Source organism: Halobacillus aidingensis (assembly GCF_900104185.1).
Taxonomy (GTDB): Bacteria; Bacillota; Bacilli; order Bacillales; family Halobacillaceae; genus Halobacillus; species Halobacillus aidingensis.
Map to the genome: position 1 here is coordinate 54,878 of NZ_FNIZ01000015.1, position 23,731 is coordinate 78,608.

General features: G+C 43.1%; 23 protein-coding genes. 11 read left to right on the forward strand and 12 right to left on the reverse strand.

The features are described 5' to 3' along the window. Positions 1–244: 244 nt before the first annotated feature. Positions 245–412: an aspartyl-phosphate phosphatase Spo0E family protein gene (locus BLS23_RS14195; RefSeq protein WP_089653410.1), complete on the reverse strand. Its 168-nt coding sequence runs from the start codon at positions 410–412 to the stop codon at positions 245–247. 280 nt (positions 413–692) lie between these two features. Between BLS23_RS14195 and BLS23_RS14200 the strand changes: the two genes are divergently transcribed. After that, positions 693–1,073: a RidA family protein gene (locus tag BLS23_RS14200; protein ID WP_089653413.1), complete on the forward strand. Its 381-nt coding sequence runs from the start codon at positions 693–695 to the stop codon at positions 1,071–1,073. Positions 1,074–1,172: 99 nt separating this feature from the next. Here the strand turns inward: BLS23_RS14200 and BLS23_RS14205 are convergent, their stop codons facing one another. Beyond that, the gene (locus tag BLS23_RS14205) at positions 1,173–1,403 is read right to left on the reverse strand and encodes an excisionase family DNA-binding protein (protein ID WP_089653416.1); all 231 of its coding nucleotides are present in this window, start codon (positions 1,401–1,403) and stop codon (positions 1,173–1,175) included. Positions 1,404–1,519: 116 nt separating this feature from the next. On the opposite strand from BLS23_RS14205, the gene BLS23_RS14210 reads away from it, so the two are divergent. From BLS23_RS14210 to BLS23_RS14230, 5 genes are all read left to right on the forward strand, one after another. Continuing rightward, positions 1,520–2,368, forward strand: a complete 849-nt coding sequence (locus BLS23_RS14210) for a DUF1206 domain-containing protein (protein ID WP_089653418.1) — start codon at positions 1,520–1,522, stop codon at positions 2,366–2,368. A gap of 231 nt (positions 2,369–2,599) precedes the next feature. After that, the gene (locus tag BLS23_RS14215) at positions 2,600–3,055 is read left to right on the forward strand and encodes a hypothetical protein (RefSeq protein WP_089653421.1); all 456 of its coding nucleotides are present in this window, start codon (positions 2,600–2,602) and stop codon (positions 3,053–3,055) included. Positions 3,056–3,154: 99 nt separating this feature from the next. Then, positions 3,155–3,904 (forward strand): spore coat protein, encoded by a 750-nt coding sequence (locus tag BLS23_RS14220; protein ID WP_089653424.1) that lies wholly within the window; start codon positions 3,155–3,157, stop codon positions 3,902–3,904. Between the two features lie 258 nt (positions 3,905–4,162). Continuing rightward, positions 4,163–4,984: an STAS domain-containing protein gene (locus BLS23_RS14225; RefSeq protein WP_089653428.1), complete on the forward strand. Its 822-nt coding sequence runs from the start codon at positions 4,163–4,165 to the stop codon at positions 4,982–4,984. Between the two features lie 12 nt (positions 4,985–4,996). Beyond that, positions 4,997–5,989, forward strand: coding sequence for a Gfo/Idh/MocA family protein (locus BLS23_RS14230; protein ID WP_089653431.1), 993 nt, complete (start codon positions 4,997–4,999; stop codon positions 5,987–5,989). A gap of 35 nt (positions 5,990–6,024) precedes the next feature. Here the strand turns inward: BLS23_RS14230 and BLS23_RS14235 are convergent, their stop codons facing one another. Further along, positions 6,025–6,507, reverse strand: a complete 483-nt coding sequence (locus tag BLS23_RS14235; protein WP_089653434.1) for a GNAT family N-acetyltransferase — start codon at positions 6,505–6,507, stop codon at positions 6,025–6,027. A 100-nt stretch (positions 6,508–6,607) separates the two neighbouring features. After that, the gene (locus BLS23_RS14240) at positions 6,608–7,909 is read right to left on the reverse strand and encodes a Na+/H+ antiporter NhaC family protein (protein ID WP_089653436.1); all 1,302 of its coding nucleotides are present in this window, start codon (positions 7,907–7,909) and stop codon (positions 6,608–6,610) included. Between the two features lie 315 nt (positions 7,910–8,224). Here BLS23_RS14240 and BLS23_RS14245 point away from each other — a divergent pair, with 315 nt between their 5' ends. Further along, the gene (locus tag BLS23_RS14245; protein WP_089653439.1) at positions 8,225–11,251 is read left to right on the forward strand and encodes an efflux RND transporter permease subunit; all 3,027 of its coding nucleotides are present in this window, start codon (positions 8,225–8,227) and stop codon (positions 11,249–11,251) included. Positions 11,252–11,436: 185 nt separating this feature from the next. On the opposite strand, the gene BLS23_RS14250 is transcribed toward BLS23_RS14245, so the two are convergent. Continuing rightward, positions 11,437–12,819 (reverse strand): YjiH family protein, encoded by a 1,383-nt coding sequence (locus BLS23_RS14250; protein ID WP_089653441.1) that lies wholly within the window; start codon positions 12,817–12,819, stop codon positions 11,437–11,439. A gap of 188 nt (positions 12,820–13,007) precedes the next feature. Here BLS23_RS14250 and cypC point away from each other — a divergent pair, with 188 nt between their 5' ends. After that, positions 13,008–14,258 (forward strand): CYP152 family fatty-acid peroxygenase CypC, encoded by a 1,251-nt coding sequence (cypC, locus tag BLS23_RS14255; protein ID WP_089653443.1) that lies wholly within the window; start codon positions 13,008–13,010, stop codon positions 14,256–14,258. Between the two features lie 50 nt (positions 14,259–14,308). On the opposite strand, the gene BLS23_RS14260 is transcribed toward cypC, so the two are convergent. Together BLS23_RS14260 and BLS23_RS14270 are read right to left on the reverse strand one after the other, a co-directional pair. After that, positions 14,309–15,370: an AI-2E family transporter gene (locus tag BLS23_RS14260; RefSeq protein WP_089653446.1), complete on the reverse strand. Its 1,062-nt coding sequence runs from the start codon at positions 15,368–15,370 to the stop codon at positions 14,309–14,311. A 711-nt stretch (positions 15,371–16,081) separates the two neighbouring features. Beyond that, positions 16,082–16,831 (reverse strand): STAS domain-containing protein, encoded by a 750-nt coding sequence (locus BLS23_RS14270; protein ID WP_089653452.1) that lies wholly within the window; start codon positions 16,829–16,831, stop codon positions 16,082–16,084. A 275-nt stretch (positions 16,832–17,106) separates the two neighbouring features. Between BLS23_RS14270 and BLS23_RS14275 the strand changes: the two genes are divergently transcribed. The 3 genes from BLS23_RS14275 (at position 17,107) to BLS23_RS14285 (ending at position 18,276) form a co-directional block, all read left to right on the forward strand. Next, complete coding sequence (locus BLS23_RS14275; RefSeq protein WP_089653454.1) at positions 17,107–17,262, forward strand: Fur-regulated basic protein FbpA; 156 nt, start codon at positions 17,107–17,109, stop codon at positions 17,260–17,262. A gap of 28 nt (positions 17,263–17,290) precedes the next feature. Further along, a complete protein-coding gene (locus BLS23_RS14280; protein ID WP_089653456.1) occupies positions 17,291–17,593 on the forward strand; it encodes a MerR family transcriptional regulator in 303 nt (100 codons plus the stop codon). Between the two features lie 152 nt (positions 17,594–17,745). Then, positions 17,746–18,276 (forward strand): YceI family protein, encoded by a 531-nt coding sequence (locus BLS23_RS14285; RefSeq protein ID WP_089653457.1) that lies wholly within the window; start codon positions 17,746–17,748, stop codon positions 18,274–18,276. 50 nt (positions 18,277–18,326) lie between these two features. Here BLS23_RS14285 and BLS23_RS14290 read toward each other — a convergent pair whose 3' ends face one another. From BLS23_RS14290 to BLS23_RS14310, 5 genes are all read right to left on the reverse strand, one after another. Continuing rightward, positions 18,327–19,631: a DUF4179 domain-containing protein gene (locus BLS23_RS14290; protein WP_089653459.1), complete on the reverse strand. Its 1,305-nt coding sequence runs from the start codon at positions 19,629–19,631 to the stop codon at positions 18,327–18,329. After that, positions 19,618–20,136, reverse strand: coding sequence for a sigma-70 family RNA polymerase sigma factor (locus BLS23_RS14295; RefSeq protein ID WP_089653460.1), 519 nt, complete (start codon positions 20,134–20,136; stop codon positions 19,618–19,620). The genes BLS23_RS14290 and BLS23_RS14295 overlap by 14 nt, the downstream gene beginning before the upstream one ends. Before the next feature lie 219 nt (positions 20,137–20,355). Further along, positions 20,356–20,679: a CHY zinc finger protein gene (locus tag BLS23_RS14300; RefSeq protein WP_089653463.1), complete on the reverse strand. Its 324-nt coding sequence runs from the start codon at positions 20,677–20,679 to the stop codon at positions 20,356–20,358. A 149-nt stretch (positions 20,680–20,828) separates the two neighbouring features. After that, positions 20,829–22,022, reverse strand: a complete 1,194-nt coding sequence (locus BLS23_RS14305) for an MFS transporter (protein ID WP_089653465.1) — start codon at positions 22,020–22,022, stop codon at positions 20,829–20,831. A 15-nt stretch (positions 22,023–22,037) separates the two neighbouring features. Next, complete coding sequence (locus BLS23_RS14310) at positions 22,038–23,669, reverse strand: SLC13 family permease (RefSeq protein ID WP_089653536.1); 1,632 nt, start codon at positions 23,667–23,669, stop codon at positions 22,038–22,040. Between the last annotated feature and the right edge of the window lie 62 nt (positions 23,670–23,731).

Genomic DNA, 23,731 nt, shown 5'->3' on the forward strand with positions numbered 1-23,731 from the left:
ATTCCAAGAGTATTCACTATTGTTATTTCTCTACAGTCTTTTATAAGTCTGAAACCGAAAATTAAACATAAAAAACCTCCTGCGCAACTCGCAGGAGGTCCATGATTGTTATGTAACCTGCCACCCTATAGAAATGGTTAAGTTTCCCGCAGTCGTTTCGATTGCTAGGGTGGCATTGATATTAAGATACCATAGTGGCTGTAGGGATTCAAGCACACATGGCCCTATGTACTTTTAATCTAATTTAATTGGAACATTGGTATTTTCTTTGTTCACTAAAACGATTCAATAGGTCATCTAGCTCTTGTGAAATTCTCAATAGTTCATCATCCGTAGGGTTATTGTTATAGATTTCATACATGCGCGTTCTTAATTCTTCTATTTGTTGTTCTAACCGTACTTTATAAGGCATAATTTCATCTCCTTCACTCGTACCTTACCCTAAATAAACGAATCTAAACTACTATTTTAAAATAACTTTAAAACATAATAATTCTTCTGATTATTTAACTACGCTATATAAGTATTATATCGGACAAAAATATTTCGAAATAAGTCTTTCTTGTCATTTTCTAGTTGTTCTACGGTGGTTCTTTAGATATATTGTCGATATTTCCCGGGTAATGATTCTATTTCTCTATCACAAAAATCGTGATAGGATGAATGAAAACCTACATAAAGGAGTGGCAGTCATGTTTAAAGCTGTTTCAACGAATCAAGCACCAAGTGCGATTGGTCCATATTCTCAGGCCACAGACCTTGGACATATCATTTTTATTTCTGGGCAAATCCCTCTGGATCCGGAGACGATGGAATTTGTCTCTAACGATATTAAAGAACAAACACACAGAGTGATGAAAAACATTCGTGCGATACTTGAAGAGGTAGACCTCTCTTTCAATAATGTTGCGAAAATGAACATCTACTTAGACTCGATGGATGATTTTGCTGTAGTCAATGATGTGTATGCAAGTTATTTGAGTGAGCCTTATCCTGCTCGCGCAGCTGTAGAAGTCAGCAAACTTCCTAAAGGTGCAAAAGTGGAAATAGAAGCCATTGCTACGCGAGATTAAGTCTATATTCATAATATTCGAAAATCATAATGTTTTTCTGTCCACATTCTTCTAAAAGAAGCAGAGCTGAAATGGCTCTGCTTCTTTTATTTCATTTCACTAATCTTCATCTTTAACATCCGGATCCTCCGGGAGAGGTTCGCTCAGGTATTCCTGAATCATTTTCCGGTAGTTTTCCATCTGTTCCAGATGGTTGTGGAATTGATTTTTATTGATCAGATACTGCCGCCCATCATAAATGGTCTTAATTTTATGATTCAAGATCAACTGCCGGACATAGTCTTCAGGAAGCTCAAGGAATTCTACTGTTTCTTTAACTGTTAAATACATGATCCGTCACCTTTCTTTCCCTTGCATTATACCATTTCTTTTTTTACGGAAAGTTTCTTTTTCTACAAATGTGGGAAATACATTAAAAACTATTCTAGCGAAATGAGAGGGATACTATGGCTTCTACGATAACAACAAACAAAAACAAGCGATCAGAAGCAAGCGAAGAAATCAAACCATGGGTGCGGAGATTCGGAAGGACCGGTTTCATGGCCAAGGGGATTGTTTATGCTCTTATCGGAGTATTGACCCTGATGGCCGCTCTTGGAGTCGGCGGGAAAACAACCGGAACGACAGGGATGTTCCGCTCTCTTGCCGGCGTCGCTTTTGGAGAAATATTACTTTGGATTATTGGCATCGGTTTGATCGGATATATCTCCTGGCTCGCGATAAAAGCCATCATGGACCCCAACAATGAAGGAACAGATGGGAAAGGGTTGATTACTCGACTTGGTTACATTGTAGGTGCCATTATTTATGGTTCCCTGGCTTTTAATGCAATTAAATTTGCCCTCAATGCTGGTTCCGGCAGTGGAAATTCAGAACAGACGCTTTCAGCTAAACTCTTGTCTCAGCCTTTTGGCCAATGGCTTGTCGGGATTGTTGGAGCTATTGTCATAGGATATGGTATTTATGAAATTTATCAAGGTAGTACAGGACGCTTTATGAAAAAGATGAATACAGCGGAAATGGACCGCCATAAAAGGAATGTGGCAGAAAAATCAGGTAAATTCGGATTATCAGCAAGAGGAATTGTACTTGCCCTCATCGGATTCTTTTTCATTCAAACCGCCTTGTCCGCAAATCCTGATGAAGCCAAAGGTCTGGACGGAGCACTTTCTGAAATTGCCCAGCAGCCTTACGGACAAGTCTTACTAGGTATTGCCGCCATTGGATTGATTTTATATGGTATCTACCAAATGGTACGTGGACGATATGCTCGTATGAATTTCGGAAAAAAATAATTTCCATCAAAAAAAGCCTTTCCTCCAGTGAGGAAAGGCTTTCGACTTTTGTCGCGAATATACCGACGACCACATTCGTCGTTTAGCTTTTATAAAAAGCATGTACTTCGTCTTACACAAACAGCTCATCGCTCATTTAATATACCATGATTCTTCCTGAATAGCAAACCAAGACGTTCATTCGTCTTCTTGTGCTATACTAGGGCTACAAAAATACCTCAGGAGGAACTTATGCTTACATTTGAAGAAAAACTGAACATCATTGAAGAATTTCCTGAACTTGAAAAGAAAGAGATCTCCCTTGGAAGAGTGAATTTCCATTATGAAGAAAGCGTGTATGATAAAAAAGTTGTTGTTTACCGGCTCCACCCGAATGGCAACGGATTTGTTTATGCAGGTGAAATGGATGACTATGCTACGGACGACAAAGGGATGGTCAATATTAAGGAGATGAGCGCCGATGAACTCCGCACGTTAATCCGGGAGGCGATCGAATCTTTGTCCCTCTCCCCTGCCGAGAAAAATCCAGTGATGGAGGAATGGCTGAACGACAACGATCAGTCGCTTGTTCTTATGCGTGAAGAAGATGGTTTTCATGTGTACGCTGAAGAACAGTTGGAAGGTACGTTCAATTCCTATGAAGAAGCCGTTAACTTCCTGGAGCAAGAAGGCTTCAGCCGTCTTTAATATACCAAGAGCCGTTTTATACGGCTCTTTTTTTTAAGGTACAGTACTGTCACACCTCGCCCATTCTGCATAAAGTATTGAAAAAAGGTGGCTTTTTTCATGTACACGTATCCCTATTTCTACAGGCAGCAACAGCCCTCAGCAACTTCGAACATCCTCTCCTATGCCAAAGGGGATGTGAATGGGGACTTCATCGAAGACCAAGTTTTTCTAGTCGGAGAAAAAACACCGGATAGTCCGTATATCACGAACATTACGCTGGTCATTCAGGATGGACAAACGAACCTTTTCTATAGTGTCCCCTTAAAAACGAACATGGGATATCAACCGCGCCTTTTTCTTGGGGATTTCACAGGTGACGGCGTAGATGACATCTTGATTAGCATGGATTCTGGTGGGAGCGGCGGTTTTGGATACTACTATTTGTTTTCATTTATAAACAACCAACCACAGGTCCTTTTTGACTATGAAACGTTCGATGAAGCTTATGAATATGAAGTTAATTATCAAAATCAGTATAAAGTTGAAGTTCTAAACAAAACGCTCGGTCTTTCTTTTCTCATCGACCTCAGCAACAGGGACTCTGAGTATCTATCAGAAATTTATAATGAGAACGGAACATTAAAAGCACCGTTACAGGGATCCGTATCTGGTTTGAACACCCTTTACCCCATCGATTTTGACGGAGATGGGGTTTATGAATTGTTCGCTTTTCAACGAATTATCGGCCAGTATAATGCGGATGGATTAGGATTGGTTCAAACCCCGCTTACGTGGAAGGGCAATGACTTTGTCCCCTTCTTTGATAATCAATATGTGGCTGTCCTAGGAATGAGTACAGACGCTTAACAAGCAATATCTTTTCTAAATCTGACATGCTTCCTATCCTTTGGGGTACCAGGTACGTTGATTCTATCCTACTGTACCTGGTACAACATTCACTACATTCAACTGGTTTGGTACCAGGTACATGATAGGCGTTAATTGGAACCTGGTACCTTTTCATTTCTTTATCCACGGAAAATTCTGATGAAAATCTCCCAATAATCGTTATACTAGGATAAAATGGGGTATAAGAAAAACTAACGTTAATGGAAGGAGAACGATATGGATCGATTAAATGAACGTTTAGCCCAATATTTTAATGATAACCAAACCGCATTAGTAAACGAATTACTCCCGAAAACCTTGGACAAGCTGCAAATCAACTATACAGATCAAGATCTGAATTATCATTTTGAAATGCTTCGTCTACTTCTTGACCGCGTAGCTAAAAGCCTCTTGCAGCCCCCAGATGAAACAAATGCAGCTGCCATCGGCTATGACACCGAAAATTACCTCTATTCTAAAGGAGTTCTTTTGAAACAGACCGTGGATGTGTTGAGCGTCTTCCGTCTTTCTCTCATGAAGCATATGCGGAGTTCGAACTTGATTCAAGAGGCCGATATAGAAGAAGGCTTCGTTGTAGCAGAAGAAGTAGTCACAGCATTTGACGCAGCTATTCGAGCGACGACAGACAGTTATAACAAAACCAAAGAAAGAGAACATGAAGAAATGGAGAAGCATTTGAATGCTGTCTCTACCCCCGTCGTCCTCATCGATGAATTTCAAGCTGTTCTTCCATTGGTTGGGGAATTTTCCACGGAACGTTTCGATGTGGTGAAAGATCACACGTTACATAAAGTCAAAGAGCATGGATTACGGCTTTTATTCATTGATTTTTCAGGGATCGCTACGTTTGATGAAGTTTTCATTAATGACTTGTTCAACTTAACAAAAACCATTAAACTGCTGGGAACAAGAACGGTGCTGACCGGAATTCGTACAGAGATGGCCATTGCGGCGATCCAGTCTGAAATGAATTTTGAGGAACTGGAGACCTTCAATGATCTCAAGCAGGCACTGATTACAATTAATGATAACCAGTAAGGAGTTGGACCGATGATTCGTGTAGCTTTATTAAGCAAGTGGCACGTACATGCCGTGGATTATGCAAGAGAAGCTTCTGAAAACCCCAATATTAGCATCTCGAAAGTTTGGGATGAAGATGTGGAGCGGGGCCAAGTGTGGGCCGAGGAACTCGAGGTACCTTTCGATGATCAACTCGAACGCGTGCTTTCAGACCCTGAAATTGATGGTGTCATTGTCACAAGTCCAACAAAACTTCATAAGGAAATCATCATGGCAGCTGCCAATCACGGAAAGCATATTTTTACAGAAAAAGTCCTCTCTTTCAGTAGAAAGGACGATGAAGAAGTTTTCTCTAGTTTGGAGAATGCCGGCGTTAAATTTATGATTTCTTTACCTAGATTGACTTCTCGATATTATCTATATGCCCAAAAGATTATAGATGACGGGGTGCTCGGGACCGTAAATATGATCCGTTGCCGTGTTGCACATAATGGAGCCGTACCAAATGAAGACCATCCGAATGGGTGGCTTCCTGAACGCTTTTTTGACAAGGACCATTGCGGAGGCGGGACGTTGATCGACCTCGGTGCCCACCCGATTTATTTGGCGAACCGCCTTGCCGGAAAACCTACGGCCGTATCTGCCCGTCTGCATTCGCTCATGGGGCGAGGTGTAGATGACCACTCTGCCGCCACCGTAGAGTATGAATCTGGTATTCTTGCGGTGTTGGAAGCGAGTTTTGTCTCAATGGGAAGCCCTTTTCAGCTCGAGATTTACGGGACGGACGGGACACTTTTGGTTGAGGGAAATGAAACGCGAATTAAAAGCAGCACCCATGGAATGACTGAATGGACGTATCCTGACCTCCCAACGGCAATCCATTCCCCTCTGCAACAATGGGTGGACGACATCCTCCATCAAGAGAAACCGACCATTAAGAAAGAAGATGCCCTTCAGTTGACCGCTGTCAACGAAGCAGCCGCTCTTTCACACAAACATAAAAAAAGAATCACGATCAAATAAAAATGCCTGCCCATCATTGCCGTGATGGACAGGCTTTATTTAAGCTCTTTTTTCAATGTAACCAATGGCCTTATTTTACCTCTGAACCATTCTTCTGTGACTTCCCCTGTGGGTACAAATCCGTTCTTTTCAAAAAAACGCAGGCTCCCTTGGTTATCCTCGTACACTTCTGCAAAAACGTTATCCATACCAAAAAGAATATAAATCTCTTCCAAGAATAATTGAAGCGCCTCCGTTCCTACACCACAATTCCTCTTTTCTGCGATGACCATTCCGATAAAATTTCTTTCTGGGGTCCGGAACAATTCTAACTTACCAATTAAGCGACCATCCAGAACCACAGCTTTCATAAATAGATTCGGTTTTTCACCATTGAAGTAGGCTTCATACGCTTTTAAAAATTGTTCATATGTACGCGGGACATCCACACCTGTTTGAACTTGTAATTTTTCATCCATTTCCCACTCATGCAACACTTCGACGTCACTGCTGTTAATGTCCTCGATGGAAACTTCCATAAATCAATCTCCTCTTTAAAAATAGACCTTAATTATAAATTCAGTACCAGACGGAACGCCTGGTACTGTAAATATTCCCTATCCTATTATTTTGAACCCATTAATTTCGAACCGTAAACCTTGGAAATCGAAACAGGATAGCCAGAACTCCTGAAAGAGCAAGCAGAATCGGATAAAAACAGTATGGGACAATACTGACTGGCGATATACTTGCCACCCCTGCCACGGACAAAATTTGAGCGCCATACGGAAGCAAGCCTTGGACAGAACTTGAGAAGATGTCCAAAAGGCTCGCTGACCTTTTAGAGTCAATCTCAAACCGTTCTGAGATTTGTTTAGCAAGCGGACCAGCTGTCATGATGGAGATCGTATTATTGGCAGTAGATACGTTCACGGCGCTTACCAATCCTGCGATACTGAATTCTCCACCTCTATTCGAATGAGCGCCCCGACTTATTTTGTGAAGCAGAAAATCAATGCCTCCATTTTGCCGAATCAGTTCAACAAGTCCTCCTAGCAGGATGACAAGCAAGGCCAATTCCTGCATGCCGGCAAAACCATCTCCTATCAGGGTCACGAATTCCATCCCTGAAAATTCTCCCATAAAGAGGCCGATCAAGCCTGCAAAGCCGATGCCTCCCATAAGGACATAGATGACATTGATGCCCATAATAGCAAAAATAAGAACTCCTAGGTACGGCAACACTTTTACAATGTTAAACGGATGTTCATCCTGAAGCGTAGACGCTGCATCCATTGTGAGAACACCAAAAATAATAGCCGTCACAATTGCAGCCGGAAGAACGATAAAGAAGTTTGCTTTAAATTTGTCCTTCATTTCTGTCCCTTGTGTACGGACAGCGGCAATTGTCGTATCAGAAATAATGGATAGATTATCTCCAAACATCGCTCCACTGACGATTGCTCCCATTGTCAGGGCGACTGCGACATCTGTCTGCTCTGCAATGCCCATTCCAACAGGGGCCAGAGCAACAATCGTCCCCACAGAGGTCCCCATGGAGATGGAAATGAAACAAGCGATGATAAACAAACCGACAATGAGCAAGTTCCCTGGCAATATACTCAAACCTAAGTTGACAGTTGAATCAACAGCTCCCATCCCTTCAGCGACCGTAGAAAAAGCACCGGCCAATAAGAAGATGATCACCATCAAAATAATGTTGGAGTGACCTCCGCCTTCCGTCAATTGTTGTAATTTCGTTTGGAAAGCTGTTTTTCTATTCATGAAAAGGGCAACAAGAATCGCGGCGAAAACAGCCACCAATACAGGCATTTTATAGAAGTCACCGGTCAGTATTCCAGACCCGATGAACAACAGGATGAATACCCCGAAAGGAATCAGCGCCCATCCGTTCCCCTTATTCAACTCTTTCGTTTCCATAAAAATCCTCCTTAGTCAGGATTCGTTCATAAGGTCTAGTAAGAAGCAGAAAGACCTTAATAAGCTCTTTCATACTCTACAACACACGAAGATGAGATATCAAGTTCTAAGAAGTGTTCTGGACAAATGGAAAAAATAGGTCCAGAGACGTAAATGAAATACGCCTAAAGCTAAAGGTAAAAATTATCTAAGTCGCCTATGCTTAGAATGTCCAGGAACTATTTGTAAAATTTTTATCTGAATGAAAAATTTCCCTCATGTTTACATGAGTTCAGGATATAATTAATTTCGTGTCACGATAAGGAGGAGAAGGATATGAGAGTACTGAAGTTTATTTTGCAAAGGAAAATCTTAATTGGACTTGTAACGATGCTCATCCTCATCATAGGTGGTTATGCCATGTTGAACATGGACGAAGAGCTTCTTCCACCTCTTTCTATGGATAGCGGATACATCAATGTTGATGCTGGCAGCCAACCGGCAGCAGAAGTCGAACGTACGATTACAAACCCCCTCGAGAGGCAGCTGGAAAGTATAAAGGAAGTGGAAGAAATACGGTCCACCTCTTTTGACGGACGAAGTTCCATTCAAATGACCTTTGAACGCGGGGAAGGTCCCGAGGCCATAAAAGAGGCAGAAGCCATAACCAATCAAGTCACATCTTCCCTTCCTGTGGATCGGGTAGAGGCTGGGCAGTATGGGACGACTCAAAGCTATCAATTCTTTCTAGATCTTTCAGGTGGAAAAATGGAAGAAATGAGTGAGTTTGCTACAAATACGCTCGAGCCAAGACTCGAAGAGCTCCCTGAAGTACGCGATGTTGACCTCATGGGCATTCAAGAAAATGAAATGGTCGTCCAATTTAACCAGCAGGAGTTAACAAATAGAGGGTTACAAGTGGATCAAATCATTCCCCTTTTACAACAAGCGGATGAGGAGGTTACTTTAGGTGAATTATCTAAAGAAGAGAACACTCCATCCCTCCGGTGGAAATCATCGATTGAACAAGTCAGTGACTTAGAAAACATCAGCCTTCCTACCCAAGCAGGATTCATCCCACTTCAAGAAATCGCTACAGTGACACTACGACCTCAAGAGCAATCATCCTTTGTATGGAAAAATGGCGCGAAAGATTTTCTTTTTATCCAAGTCGGAGGATCCGATAACTTCACCGACATTGAAACGGCCTCTGCTGTAAGGGAAGAAATAAAATCAATGGAAGACGAAGGTCTCTTTGAACGTTTTCAAATAAACGAAGTCGTCGCTCAAGCCGACTATGTTGAAGAGTCCATTAGTGGCGTAACAAGCAACATCCTCGTCGGAGGTTTGATTGCCATTGCCATCCTGTTTATTTTCCTACGAAACTTAAGAGCCACTTTTATCATCAGTATATCCATTCCTACTTCTATTCTGCTTACACTCGCTTCCATGTGGATGCTCGATTACAGCTTGAACATGCTGACGCTCATCGGCCTTGGGCTTGGAATCGGGATGATGGTCGACTCTTCCATTGTCATTTTGGAGTCCATTTACAATAAGAAAGAAAGCGGAATGAAGGGGATGGAAGCCGTTACTTCGGGTATAAAAGAAGTCGCTACCGCTGTTCTTGCTTCCATGATGACAACGATTGTCGTTTTCCTCCCTATTGGTCTCCTTGGAGGAGAAATGGGGCAATTCATGATTGTTTTGTCGATTGTCGTTGCTATTACTTTAATCAGTTCTGTCATCATTTCTTTTACGTTGATTCCATCTCTGGCAGAGAAATTTATGAAGCTGAGCAATAAGAAACAGATCAGGCATGAAGGACCTATTCTAAAGTTCTATGATCGACTGGTTTCCTGGACCGTTAGAAAAAAACGTCACAGTCTTGGCGTACTACTTCTTTTTGTGACATTGTTCGCAGGATCCCTTTTCCTAATTACGAAAATTCCAATGACTATTATGCCAGACGTTTTCAATCGCTATGCCGAATTGATGATTGATGTGGAGGAAGGATTGTCCCAAGAAGATAAACAAGAACTTGTGATGGCGGTCCACGAAGAATTGGAGAAGATTGATGATGTCGAATCAGATTATGTCATGGATAACGGTGGGATGCTATACACCATTATCAACATGACGAAAGAAGACGACATTACCACAGAGCAAAAAGAAGTGAATGAACAGATTTTCAAATCCCTTCGTTCTTTAGAAGAAAAGTACCCAATCAATCAAGTATCTAGTGTGATGGATGGAGGTGTCGGGAGTCCTGTCCAAGTCCAAATAAAAGGAGAATCTTTCGAAGAATTACGAGCAATATCTCAGGATTTCAAAGAAAATTTAGAAGAAATCGATGGAATTGTGGCCAGCCAAACTTCCATGGATCGAACTGCAGAAGAAGAGCTCATTCAAATTGATCAGAAAGCACTTGAGGATGCAGGCTTGAATGAATGGCAGGTACGTCAGACGATTCAGCAAGCATTCCTTGAACAGCCGATCAGTGAGCTTACTATTGATGAGAAAGATGTACCATTACTCGTGAAATGGGAAGAACCGACAACGTCTAAAGAGTCCTTGCTTGGTATCACGATTCCTACAACAGACGGAGAACAACCCCTTTCAAACTTCCTAACCCTTGAGACAGTCGATACACCGAATGAAATCAATCATGTAGATGGAGAACGATATATTTCAGTGACTGCTGATATTGAAGAGCGCGATCTTGGGTCCATCAACCGTGACGTTCAAGAGCTTATCGATGAATTTGTTACACCTACTGGATATAATGTGACGCTTGCGGGTGATTTAGAGGCCCAACAAGAAGCTATACAGGAAATGCTTCTCATTTTGGGCATTGCTATTTTCCTTGTCTATCTCGTTATGGCTGTCCAGTTCAACCACCTGTTCCACCCGCTCATCGTCATGTCCGTCATTCCAATGACAGTGGTCGGTGTCATCCTTGGTTTATTCCTAACTCAAAGAGAACTTAGCGTCATGTCTGCCATGGGCATTGTTATGCTGATCGGAATCGTCCTGAACAATGCAATTCTTTTCATTACGAGAACGAATCAGCTAAGAAAACTTGGATGGGACGTAGAAACCTCCCTCACCCAATCCGGGAAAGACCGATTGCGCCCGATTTTCATGACCAGTCTGACCACAGCAGGCGGAATGTTACCTCTTGCTCTTGCCACCGGATCTGCAGGCAACTACCAAGCACCGATGGCTACAGTCATTATATCCGGGCTTCTTTTTGCAACATTCATTACTTTGTTACTGATTCCGGCCATCTATCGCTTATTCACAAGATCAAGAAAAAAGAAAACAAAGATCAACGCTTACCCAAAAGAATCAGCTATGTAATAACCCCCAAAAACAGGAAAGGATGAGCGAAACCTATCCATGTATGACCTCCCCTATTGTAAATAAATGAGGCGCAGCTGAATTTTCAGCTGCGCCTTTTTATTACCTAATCCTACTAGGAATAATCCAATTCATGATTCAAACTGCAGGAACCCCACATCATCAAAACCATCCCTTTTCTATTTCTAAAAGAATAAGAGATGAGCGAGTAGTGCTGCAATCGGTAGAGTAATGACCGTACGCTGCAGGAAAATTACAAAAAGCTCAAAAAAGTTGATCGGAATTTTCGACTTAATTAAAAGGATGCCGATCTCAGACATGTAAATGAGCTGCGTCAGTGACATGACCCCAATAATGAAACGGGTCAGTTCTGATTCAATTCCGCTTCCAACCACAGCGGGTAGGAACATATCTGCAAATCCAACAATCATCGCCGGTGCAGCCTCTGCAGCTTCTGGTATTTGCAGCAGATTCAAAAACGGAATGAACGGGTAGGAAAGCCATGTGAATACTGGTGTGAATTCCGCAATAACGAGCGCGATGGTTCCAAGTGCCATCACGAGTGGGATCAAGCCGAACCAAATATCCGCCACATTGAACATTCCTTTTCTCACGATGGATCCAGCGCTTTTCACTTGATCCGCTTTGGCTACCGCCTGGTCGAGACCGAATTTGAACGTGGATGTCCCTTCTGGCACGATTTCATCAATCTGTTTCCCTACCGGCTCGTGATACGTTTCTTTTTTCAAGGAAAGCGGTGGAATTCTCGGGCAGATAACAGCGGCTACCACCCCACAAACCACGACCGTGAAATAAAAGGATACAAACATATGGTCAATCGATAAAAACTTCGCAATCACAAGACTGAACGCAATCGATGCAATCGAAAAGTTACTCGCAACGACTGCCGCTTCACGTTTGGAATAGTAACCATTTTCATACTGCTGGGTGGTCAACAGCACACCTACCGTCCCACTCCCCATCCACGAAGCCATCGCATCTACAGATGAACGACCAGGCAGCTTGAACAGTGGATGCATCACTTTTCTTACGACCGTTCCAATCAGGTCCATCAAACCGAACTCTAGCAACAGCGGCATAAATAAACTGGCAAATAGAAACCAGACCATAAGTACAGGAATTAAATCATAGAGGACAACGCCCCCTGTCAGTTCAGAACCGATAAAGGAAGGGCCCGCCTCGAGGAGCGTCAGGATAGCAAAAGCTGCTCCAAGGAAACGCAAGACCATCCAGAACGGTCCAACATCAAAAACATTCGCAATAAATGGATGATTTCTTATTTTGCTGTTCGCGACTTTGACCCCGACACTCCCTATCGCAGAAAGCGAGATTACAATAGTCATGAACAAAGGAATCCAGGGGCCGATCGTCGCTTGAAGCCCATCTGCCATCAAACCAAGTCCGATCGTCACCCGTCCATCGACAGAGATAGGGACGAGGAATAGTAGAACCCCGACCAAAGATGGTAGAAAAAATTTCATCCATTGCTTCGTTGTATAGGATGTAGATGTTTGAATACTGCTTACTTTTGATTGTTGAATAGCCATGATTCGTCCTCCTCCGTCATTTTTATGCATAATTAAGTATAAATAAACAGTGCATGATAGTTAGTAACTATACATTTCCATGCATGAAAATTCAATAGTTTTCATGAAGTTTTTTAAGACGGTTTATCCAGGCAAAGAAAAAGGAATAAAGAAGACTACGAGATTGCTAGTAAAGGAGACGTTACATAATGACGGTCAAAGTGCCGAAAGACAAGACGATCGACAATACACTCGCGATTTTTAAAGACGGGTACAACTTCATACCAAAGCGGGTTCAAAATCACCATTTGGATGTATACGAAACGAGAGTTCTAGGAGAAAAGGTGGCCCTCCTCAGCGGAATCGAGGGGGCAAAGCTATTTTACGACACCAGTCGTATGAACCGGAAAAATGCTCTCCCTAAGAGAGTCTTGAAAACTTTATTTGGTGAAGATGCTATACAGACGATGGATGGGGATGCACACACTCATCGCAAATTATTATTCATGTCATTGATGACTCCTGATGCCCTGCAGGAACTGTATGAAATCACAACGAAAAACTGGGCACGTTTCACAAAAAAGTGGAGCAGCATGAAAAAGGTGACGCTTTACGACGAGTCTAGGGAACTACTTTGCCGGACAGCGTGCGAATGGGCCGGCATCCCATTAGAAGAAAAAGAAGTGAAGAAAAGAACGAGAGATTTGAGTAACATGATCGATGGATTCAGTGCGGTCGGGCCGAAGCACATTGAAAGCCGGAGAGCACGGAAACGGTCGGAGGACTGGATGGAAGATCTAATATTACAAGTCCGGCAAGGGAAACTTGAAGCAGAAAAAGGAAAAGCCATTCACGAAATGGCTATGCATAAAGATTTAGAGGGCCAACCCTTAGACGCAAGAATGGCAGCAATTGAGGTGTTGAATGTGATTCGTCCACTTGTAGCCATTTCTAAATTCATCGCATTCGGCGGTGTTGCCCTTCATGAATATCCAGAAACACAAACGCGCGTCTCTCTGGATGATGAATATTTATTTCGATTCGCACAGGAAGTCCGTCGTTATTTCCCTTTCGTTCCTTTTCTCGGAGCGAGGGTCGACCATGATTTCACATGGCAGCAATACCCGTTTAAGAAAGATCAACTTGTCCTGATCGACATTTATGGAATTAACCATGATCCTAAAATTTGGGGGAATCCGGATCAATTCAATCCTGAAAGATTCATCGACTGGGATGGAGGATTGTTCGACTTGATTCCTCAAGGCGGAGGCGGATATTATAAAGGACACCGTTGTCCAGGAGAATGGCCGACCATTGAAGTATTGCAAGCCAGTTTCCGATACATAACCAAACACTTGGGTTATGATGTGCCGAAACAAGACTACAGCTACAGTTTGAAAAAGATGCCCTCCCTTCCGAAGAGCGGTTTTATTATAAGCAATGTCCACTTCAAAAATTGACTATTAAAAGCTAAAAAACGTCCAGGAATAAATCCTGGACGTTTTTCTATTCAGGGATGATAGAGTCGGTAAAAATCATACCCGTGTTTCAGCAATACTTTCAATACGGAATAAGTAGGTACAGCGATAATCATTCCGACCACTCCATACAATGGTGCCGCCACAATGAGTAACAGAATAACCGTTAACGGATGGATATCCAAGCGTTCTCCAAAGACCAAGGGGGCAACCAAATTCCCCTCTAATTGTTGGACAACAATGAACGTGATAATCACATAAATAGCCATCGAAGGTTCCTGCATGAGGGCGACTACAATTGCCGGAATCGCACCAATGACAGGTCCGACAAATGGGATGACACACGTTAACATCACAAAGATCCCAAGTATCAAAGCATAATCAAGCCCGATGATGACGTAACCGATATACGTCAGCACACCATCCACAGCAGCAATTGTCGCTTGTCCGATAATGTAAGAAGAAACCGTATAGTCTAAATCTTTGAGCACCTTTTCCCCGCGTGGTTTATGTTTCTCAGGCAAGGCCCTTTTTAAGAAAGGAATCAGTTTGTGGCCATCTTTTAAAAAGAAAAACAAAACGAACGGAACGATAATCAAGACGGTAGTCGCCCCTGCGATGGTCGAGAAAACACTCATCATGTGTTCCCCGATCTGTTGAGTCAATCCACCGAAGTATTCCGTTACTCGCTGCTTAATGGAAACAACGGACACCATCCCCATATCGTTTTGCTCCAGCTTTTGCCCTGCCTCTTCGGCTGTCTGTTTTATTTTCTCAGGTAAATTCGATATATCCGTAATCTGTTTTTTTATGGTATCTGCTAAAAATCGGATTCCCCCATAAATGAGAACCCCGATCAGTGCAAAAACAAGCAGAATGGCAACAGGGAGAGGTAAAAACTTTGATTTTGCCATAAAATGCACGGCAGGTCGCAAAATATAAAAAAGGAACCCAGCAATTAGCAATGGATAAAATAAAGTTCCAAAGATCGTCTTGACGGGATTCAAGAGCTCTAGTTTTTCTAAGAAATAATACAGGATGAGTATAAGTATAGCTGCTGTGATGTACTTAAAGAATGAATGTCTGATCCACATGTTCCTTCACCGTCCTTTTACACCATTCATTCACTAAATGGACGGATCGTAAACTATTGATCCGAATTCATGACCAAAAATCCACCATTTCATTATAGCTCCCGTTTGTGGAAGACTCAGTTTCGAGACTTTTGTTGAGTGGATGGGGGCTGCGGGGAATGACTCGCTTTCCGCGGGAGCGCGGTGAGCCTCCTCGAGCTTCACTCTGCGGGGTCTCACCATGCACTTTTTTTCCCGCAGGAGTCTCGCCATTCCCCTCCGCCCCTAAACCATTTAAGTGTCTCGAAAATACTCCCAAAATAAGCAGCTTTCGAGCGTAATAGAAGTTGGTGAATTCACTCTTAAAACAGGAGCACTTGTATTCCGAAGCTTTCTATAGACCCCTTTTCAACTAGAAATCTGTAGTTTTGTAAGATGCTCCTACTGTGTATGTGGGTTCGTTTCTCACCTACATCGAATGGGGTGGTTGGGAAGCTGCGAGACTCCCGTGGGAGAAGGAGATAGACGAGATCCCGCAGGACGTAGTCCGAGGAAGCTCGGCACTCCCCCACAGGAAGGCGAGTTGCTTCCCAGCCACCCCACGCTCAACACAGCAAACGAACCCCGGTTATCTCGAAACTGAGTCTTCCACAATCCTGCCAATTAGTTGAATAAGGAACCTAACCAGTTTCACTTCCTATGTAAAAAAGACCTGCCTGCTGGCAAGTCTTTTTAAGAATCGTGTTGTATGATGTACCGTAATCCTGCATGCGTATTTTTGAATGTTTTAAGCCCTTTGTCAAAGTGTCGGAACGAAAGAGCAAGCTTTGGCGTAATCCCTACCACAAGACATTCGGTTCCTACCAATTGCAACGATTGATTCAGTTGCCTTAAGTGTCTGCTGAACTGGTCATTGAATTTATGGATTCCACTCAAGTCAATCAAGGCGTATTGAATATCACCTTCTGTACATTCTTTCAGGAGAGAAGAAATGAGATGATCCACTCTTTTTTCATCCAAATCACCAATAAGCGGAACAGCTACTGCATGGTCCCAAACTTTTAAAATAGGAATCGAAAGCGACTCAATGAGATGGTCCTTTCGCTCCTCTTCCTCAGCCTTCGTCGTTACATCCATTAACATGATGGTATAGTAGCTTGTTTCCCCCTCGTTATTTTTCATTGGGGTAATTACCGTATCTGCGACGAATTTATTCTTAATATTAATTCTCACTTGATGTTTCTCAGTCAGCCTCTCCATACGATCCCGTTGTCTTTCCGGGTTGGTATGAAACTTGTCCATATTCTCTCCAATTAAATCATCCGCGCGCTCGTATCCGAATAACGGAGCAATTTTCGTGAAAAGATTTTTGGCCTCATCATTCATCCACACCAGGTCATAATTGAGATCTGCAAGCAAGATGCTCTCTCCTATGCTATTCAGCGCATCTGTCATCGTTAGAGCTGAGGTCATCAAAGCCATCCATGCTCCCACCTATCCAATTATTTTTCCTTTATTATAATATCATTACCTTCCCAGAGGTAGAGGTGAAAAAAGTCGAATGTGTTCATGTCATAAAAAATAACATTATCATTATTTTATGTTAGATTTTCTAACATATTAAGTGACATACAAATGATTTTCCGCTATTCTATATTCATCAGATAAGAATAGGAGGAGAGCATGGTCCTTTTTCCAACCCGACGATTCGTTATGCCAAAGAAGCAAATATTTCACACATACGGGAGTGAACCTTAATGAAAAACCATCTGAGGACCGCCGTTGAAAGTATGAAAGAACATTACATTCAAAAACTTATTGATGCAGGGATGTATCAAGCCTCTGATGAAATGCTCCAGTCGTTAACATTAACGGAGCTCGAAGCTCTCGCTTCAAGGGTCGAACGACCATAAGGAGGTGCAACATCGAGGAGGAGAAGTGATGTCATCTTACAAGCACAAAAAAGTCATTTCGATTGGTACGGTCAACGAACTCACAGGCCTCTCCCTCAGGCAGATACGTTATTATGAGGAGCGGAAATTGATTTATCCCGAACGTACCAAAAGAGGAACACGCAAGTATTCTTTTTCTGATGTTGAAACCCTCTTGCAAATTGCTGACAAACGAGAGGAAGGTGTACAAACGTACGAGATCCGAAAAGATTTACAGTCTTCCAACAAAGGGAAGGTGATGGAACGGATGCTTCGCGGGCAGTTGAATGCCCATTTTCGAATGAATAAATGAATTCACTTACAGGCAGCCCGGACACCCCTAGGTCCAGGGCTTTTTTTTGCACACTTTAAATATCTCGACATAAAATATCTTGACTTCAAAATAAATAGAGCGTATAGTTTTATTTAGAATTCAAACTATTTTATTTCAAAGGAGAATGTAAAATGACTAATTTAACGTTGGATCAAGTCCACAGCAGCTTGAATTTCCAAATTAAACATATGATGGTATCAAAGGCGAAGGGTGAATTTGAAACGTTCGACGTGGAATTTTCCGGTGATTTGAATAACCTACCATCTGCCCAAGTGACCGTTACCATCCCGGTAACTTCCATCAATACAGGAAACGAACAACGCGATGGCCACCTTCGTTCCGGCGACTTTTTCGAAGCCGATCAATATCCAAACCTCGTGTTCCGTAGCACTTCCATTAAGAAAGTATCGGATGATGAATTCGAAGTGACCGGTGACTTCACCATTAAAGGGGTGACTCAACAGGAAACTTTCACGGTTGAATATAACGGGACGTCGAAGAGCCCGATGGATGGCAGCACGATTGCAGGTTTCGATGTGAGTGGAAAAATAGATCGTGAAGCATATGGGTTAACCTATAATGCGACTCTTGAAACTGGCGGTGTGCTGTTAGGGAAAGATGTTAAATTTGAAGGGAACTTTGAGTTTGTTGTAGGAGAATAAATTTACACCATCAAAAAAAAGCTGAGTCTAACTACAGACTCAGCTTTCTTTCATTCTAATGGGATTTTAATTTCTTTTTCCAACCAATGAGGGTAGGAGGAGAAATCGATCCGGATGGGACCTTTCACTGCTTCATCAAAGAATGTATGAACTGTTTTCGGTCCTTCCACCAGTGAGTGCACCTGTTGACTTGATGGATGAAGAGTGTCCCCTTTCTCATCCTTTACGCTTGAGAATCCAATATTTTGCGAGACTTCTTCATCAAATTTCATTTCAAAAGCGGAAGTGGATGCTTCAGTCAGTTCAGCGATTTCTCCAGGTTGATAGAGAATTTTCTCCGACTCAAGGTCAATCTCCATATACTCTTTTTCCTGATCTGCAACCATCACTTTTGAAAAAGTAAGAGCTAAAGATTCCGGTTGTTCAAAATAATTACTCTGTATATAAAACGTCATCTCATCATTTTCCGGTCCACCGGATGCAGTAACTCCGTTGTTGACCCCGGACCAAACCTCTCCATTTTCTCCTTTTAACTCCAGGTCTTCGATTGATAGAAGTTCGGTTTCATTTTCTGGATGTTCCCTCACTTTAATGGCTGTTCTTAGTGGGTGGATCGTCACATTTTCAATAACGAATTGTTCTCCTTCTATGGATACAGTTTCTTCTAAGGTGTACTCTTTTGATTGTGCATCATTTTTGGCCGTGAAACTCACAGCGAATTCCTCTTTTACAAAAGAACCATCGATGATCCCACTTCCTGAGATGGATAAATGGAAGTTCTCTATCCCGCCCATTCCCTCTTGCGTATAAACCTCCATCATTTGCATGTCCTTGTTTTCTTCTAACTCCCTGCCGTTATAGGAAACAGACTTTGGTGGCAGCTCTTCACCGGCTCCAGTCGTTAACTTCGGAGTACCTAACCTAAGGTTTCTATGTTCCCCGACAGCTTCCAAAGTGTAAAAAATCACCATTCCGTAGTCATCCCGAATCACACCTTCCAGGGAGAGTGTCAAATCACCCTTTTCTTCAGTGATCCCTAGAGGCTGAAAGTGATCGGCATCAATGGCAGCTTGCTTACTCTTATCTCCTTGAATAAGTTGAACAATATTTTCCATACCGGGGACTTGGGAGACTTTTTCAGCAAAAGCAGACGAAACACGAACCCCGCCAAATAGAAGAAAAAGAGCCGCCACAGCGGTAAGAACGGGCCAAGCAAATTTCCTTAACCGTCGTGTCGGACGCTTCGTTGCCTGATGAAAACCAAGGTCTACCGCTTCGTCTAACTGTTCATCTTCGGTATGTACCTGGTCATACATTTCTTTCCAATTAGTCAATTCTCTATCAAGCTTGCTCATGTTGCTCCTCCTCTCCCAGTTCTTGTTTTAGCTTAGCCAGCGCTGTATAAAGGCGTGTCTTCAACGTATTTTCTTTTACATTCATAATCTTGGATAACTCTCGGAACGTAATGCCATGAAAATACTTTAAGTAAACAAGCTCCTGCTCTTTAGGTTGAAGAGAAGAAATGGCCTCTTCCAAAGCAATCCTTTCTGTTTCATCTCTTCGTTCTTGGACAGGGTCAACATACTCTCGGGTATGAATGCGTTTCTTGTGTGTAAGGAGATCTTGGCAATAGTGGATCGTGATACGAACGAGCCAAGTCTTCGCGTACAGGGGTTTCCTCAATTGATGGCGCTTCTGGTAAGCGCGAGCGGTCACTTCCTGCAAGGCCTCTCTTGCATCTTCTTTATTTTTCAAAAAAGCGAGCGCCGTTTTATAGATGTCCGTTTTATAGTTCTTCATCATGATGAGAAAGGATTCATCATCGCCGCTGATTGCTTTTTCTATGATGGAAACTTCCAAAGAGTCCCCTCCCTTTTCTTTTTCTATCTATTAGACACAGTATTAGACACAGTATTTCAAAAAAAGTTTGGATTTTTTGTGAGAATTTTTTTGTTTAAGTCACTTTGATTTCAAGTTAGGTCACTATTAACGCAGATAGGGCACTTTAAGTCTGAGATTAGTCACTTTCCCCTGACTCCTTGCCGCAGATATGAAAAATCCGCCCACGAAGATGGACGGTTACATCTCAAAATATAGAGGATAATGCAGGCGGCAGCCTTCATTGAATTCATGCTCACACACGGGACATCGGGGGAAATTCATATATTCATGAATGGTCAACTCGTGGTTGCAGCTGCCACAAAGAATAGCGAGCTCATCCCACAAGCGCTTCGGCCAACGCGACGGTTCATGGTCCGCCAGTTCCTGGTGGCAGGAATAACAAGCATAATATTCTCCACAACAATGGAAGCGGATGGCGATAATATCGACCTCACTGCGATAATGGGCACAGCGTGTCTGATTATCCACCTGATTTCCTTTTACGAGAGGTGTCTTCCCCATTCTACTCTCTCCTTTAAATATCTCTTTCTATCAATCACACATATCTCTATCTTCCTCATCGAAAGTATGACCTTTTCCCTCGATTATAACATGGACAATTACCAAAAAAAGGTGTACCAGGTCATCCAGAATCTGGATGACCTGGTACCTCATTCGTCTTTATAGAGTGGTAGGAAGATAAATAGAATTATGAGCAGAAGAGTGACACTCAATACTCCTGTCCATTGGTAGCTTTCCCAGAGGGTTCCGATGGCTGTACTGCCGATGGCTACTCCTAAGTAATAGCTGATCAAGTAGAAACCTGACGCTCCACTCTTATGGTGGGTGGCGGATTTGCTGACAAGGGCAGCAGCCATGGAGTGAGCGACAAAGAATCCCATGCAAATGAGAGACAGCCCTACGAGCACAAACGTTCCAGATGGAAGCGCAGATAGAGCCGCACCAACGATGAGGATGGTCACACCAGTGAACATCACTTTTTTCAAACCAATCACATCAGAAACTCGGCCGGCAAGTGGAGGCGCAAGAACTCCGAAAACATAGGCAAAATAAGTGAATGCAATCCATTTTAAGGACCAGTTGAACGGATCCCCCTGTAAATGAAAAGGGATATAAGTCCAAATCGCCGTAAAGACGATTTGAAGCAGCACCCCCATCATGAACAAGACGAGCATCGAACGGCTTTTCAAGTGGACAAGCATCCCTTTGAGATCATCACTGATGGCCTGATCTGTTTTTTCGAAGAAGCGCTCTTTTGGAAAAAGGACTAAAAATAGAAGAGCAGATAGCAGTCCGAAGGCAGCAAAGATATATAACGTCGACTGCCAGTTAAACAAATCCGTCACGTACCCACCTACGACTCTTCCTCCCATCCCTCCCAAGGCATTGCTGGAAATATATAAGGTCATAGCCAGACCCAAGTGTTTATGAGCCACCTCTGCTCCTAAATATCCCATCGCCGCTGCAGGGATGCCAGCTAAAAAGAACCCCTGGATAAATCTCACTACAACCATCCAACCGAATGTCGGAGTGAACGGTAAAAGGATGAGGGTTCCTGCTGTTATAAACAAAGAAACTTTCATGACAGCAGCACGGCCATATCGATCGGCAGAAAACCCAAGAATGAATAGACCGACGACCATGGCGATGACACATGCTGACATGAGTAAACTGGATTCCGTTGCCGATACTTGGAATTGGTCTGTGAACACAGGGAGCAATGGTTGAAAAACGTACAACGTTGAGAATATGGATAAGGAAGCCAACATTAAGGCAATGGTGACGCGCCAAAATTCACTTTGTCCTGGCGTATAGGGTTGTCTGTTTTTTTGTACGGCTTCCATATCCATCATCCTCTGTTATGAGTTAAAACGGTCGGGAAATGTTGTTAGATCGATGCCCCAAACGAATGGCAGGTAGAAATAAATAGCGATTGTGATCAAAATGACGGCTGCAATATTCAGCCAAAGCCCGGCTTTGGCCATGTCTGGAATTCTCAAATAGCCACTCCCGAAAACGACGGCGTTCGGTGGGGTTGCAACAGGCAGCATGAAAGCACAGCTTGCCGCTACACCCGCTGCAATCATCAGGCTGTATGGGTGTACCGAGATAGCACTGGCTAAAGAAGCCATAATCGGAAACATCATCGTCGCTGTAGCTGTATTGGATGTAATTTCCGTTAAGAAGATGACTAGTGCTGCAACGATGACAACGATCAAAATCAGACTGACGCCCTCTAAAATCGTTAGCTGCGTACCAATCCATTCGGCAAGCCCTGTTTCCTGAAATCCTGCGGCAATAGCAAGACCCGCACCAAACAGAAGCAGGATCCCCCACGGGAGTCCTTTCGCTGTGTCCCAATCCAGAAGGTAATCCCCTCTCTTATTTTTTGAAGGAATGAGAAAAAGAAGAATCGCAGCACTCATCGCGATCATCGTATCGTTGATATTTTCATTGATGTGTACGAGGAAAAATGATCGGGAAATCCACGCCACGGCTGTCACAGCGAACACGGTCATGACGATTTTTTCTTCTACACTCATGACCCCGAGCGCACGTCTCTCTTCCCCGATGACTTTTCTGCCACCAGGCAGTTCTTTAATTTTCATAGGGAAAGCAATTTTCACTAAATAGAACCATGCGAGTGCTAGGAACAGAATCGTTAACGGAACACCGAACGCCATCCAGCCAGCAAAGCTGATCTCAATTCCGTAGGTTTGTTCAACAACAGCTTTGAAAATCGTGTTGGGAGGTGTTCCGATTAGTGTGGCAAGCCCACCAATAGAAGCACTATAGGCGACCCCGAGCATGACAGCTTTTCCGAAATTGAAATTGTCGTGATCGACCGTTTCCCCTTTTTTCTTCAACTGCTCAGAAGCTTGGTAGATGACCGCCATGCCGATCGGGACCATCATCATTGCCGTCGCTGTATTGGAAATCCACATCGACAATGTCCCCGTTGCGACCATGAAACCAAGCACGATTTGTTCTGTGCTTGTCCCTACGGATGCGATGATGAACAAGGCCATCCGCTTATGCAGGTTCCACTTTTGCATCGCAAGGGCAATGAGGAAACCACCCATGAACAGGAATATCGTATTATCCCCATAGGAGGAAGCCGTCGTCCCACCGTCCAGCCCTCCAGTCAGAGGAAAAAGAATCAGCGGCAGAAGGGATGTCGCAGGAATCGGAATCGCTTCTGTGATCCACCATGTGGCAATCCAAATGGTACTCGCCAAAACAGCGACAGCACTTTGCGATAGTCCATCGGCTTCTAAAAATAGAAGTGTAAGCGCAAACAAAATTGGTCCTAGAAAAAGCCCTACTTTCTGGCGCGTATCAAAGGATGGGCCAGGGTCATGCCCTTCCGTCTTTTGGTTCGTCTGCGTCACCGTCGAAGATCCGCCGCCATTTCCCGTTACTGTAAACCTCAATAAATTCTTCGCCTCGTAGTGCATCGTCCAAAGGCGACTCCACGCCCCACTTAACATTGATTGTGCACCCATGCTAATTACCTCACTTTCTATTTATCAAATATGTATGAATATTTACA

Excerpts from the sequence above, each read along its gene's own strand:
- BLS23_RS14200 (WP_089653413.1), top strand. The coding sequence starts at position 693 with ATGTTTAAAGCTGTTTCAACGAATCAAGCACCAAGTGCGATTGGTCCA.
- BLS23_RS14275 (WP_089653454.1), top strand. The coding sequence starts at position 17,107 with ATGAAAAACCATCTGAGGACCGCCGTTGAAAGTATGAAAGAACATTAC.
- BLS23_RS14285 (WP_089653457.1), top strand. The coding sequence starts at position 17,746 with ATGACTAATTTAACGTTGGATCAAGTCCACAGCAGCTTGAATTTCCAA.
- BLS23_RS14245 (WP_089653439.1), top strand. The coding sequence starts at position 8,225 with ATGAGAGTACTGAAGTTTATTTTGCAAAGGAAAATCTTAATTGGACTT.
- cypC (WP_089653443.1), top strand. The coding sequence starts at position 13,008 with ATGACGGTCAAAGTGCCGAAAGACAAGACGATCGACAATACACTCGCG.
- BLS23_RS14300 (WP_089653463.1), bottom strand. The coding sequence starts at position 20,679 with ATGGGGAAGACACCTCTCGTAAAAGGAAATCAGGTGGATAATCAGACA.
- BLS23_RS14220 (WP_089653424.1), top strand. The coding sequence starts at position 3,155 with ATGTACACGTATCCCTATTTCTACAGGCAGCAACAGCCCTCAGCAACT.
- BLS23_RS14230 (WP_089653431.1), top strand. The coding sequence starts at position 4,997 with ATGATTCGTGTAGCTTTATTAAGCAAGTGGCACGTACATGCCGTGGAT.
- BLS23_RS14195 (WP_089653410.1), bottom strand. The coding sequence starts at position 412 with ATGCCTTATAAAGTACGGTTAGAACAACAAATAGAAGAATTAAGAACG.
- BLS23_RS14240 (WP_089653436.1), bottom strand. The coding sequence starts at position 7,909 with ATGGAAACGAAAGAGTTGAATAAGGGGAACGGATGGGCGCTGATTCCT.
- BLS23_RS14310 (WP_089653536.1), bottom strand. The coding sequence starts at position 23,669 with ATGTTAAGTGGGGCGTGGAGTCGCCTTTGGACGATGCACTACGAGGCG.
- BLS23_RS14280 (WP_089653456.1), top strand. The coding sequence starts at position 17,291 with ATGTCATCTTACAAGCACAAAAAAGTCATTTCGATTGGTACGGTCAAC.
- BLS23_RS14250 (WP_089653441.1), bottom strand. The coding sequence starts at position 12,819 with ATGGCTATTCAACAATCAAAAGTAAGCAGTATTCAAACATCTACATCC.
- BLS23_RS14215 (WP_089653421.1), top strand. The coding sequence starts at position 2,600 with ATGCTTACATTTGAAGAAAAACTGAACATCATTGAAGAATTTCCTGAA.
- BLS23_RS14225 (WP_089653428.1), top strand. The coding sequence starts at position 4,163 with ATGGATCGATTAAATGAACGTTTAGCCCAATATTTTAATGATAACCAA.
- BLS23_RS14235 (WP_089653434.1), bottom strand. The coding sequence starts at position 6,507 with ATGGAAGTTTCCATCGAGGACATTAACAGCAGTGACGTCGAAGTGTTG.
- BLS23_RS14270 (WP_089653452.1), bottom strand. The coding sequence starts at position 16,831 with ATGGCTTTGATGACCTCAGCTCTAACGATGACAGATGCGCTGAATAGC.
- BLS23_RS14305 (WP_089653465.1), bottom strand. The coding sequence starts at position 22,022 with ATGGAAGCCGTACAAAAAAACAGACAACCCTATACGCCAGGACAAAGT.
- BLS23_RS14260 (WP_089653446.1), bottom strand. The coding sequence starts at position 15,370 with ATGTGGATCAGACATTCATTCTTTAAGTACATCACAGCAGCTATACTT.
- BLS23_RS14210 (WP_089653418.1), top strand. The coding sequence starts at position 1,520 with ATGGCTTCTACGATAACAACAAACAAAAACAAGCGATCAGAAGCAAGC.
- BLS23_RS14205 (WP_089653416.1), bottom strand. The coding sequence starts at position 1,403 with ATGTATTTAACAGTTAAAGAAACAGTAGAATTCCTTGAGCTTCCTGAA.
- BLS23_RS14290 (WP_089653459.1), bottom strand. The coding sequence starts at position 19,631 with ATGAGCAAGCTTGATAGAGAATTGACTAATTGGAAAGAAATGTATGAC.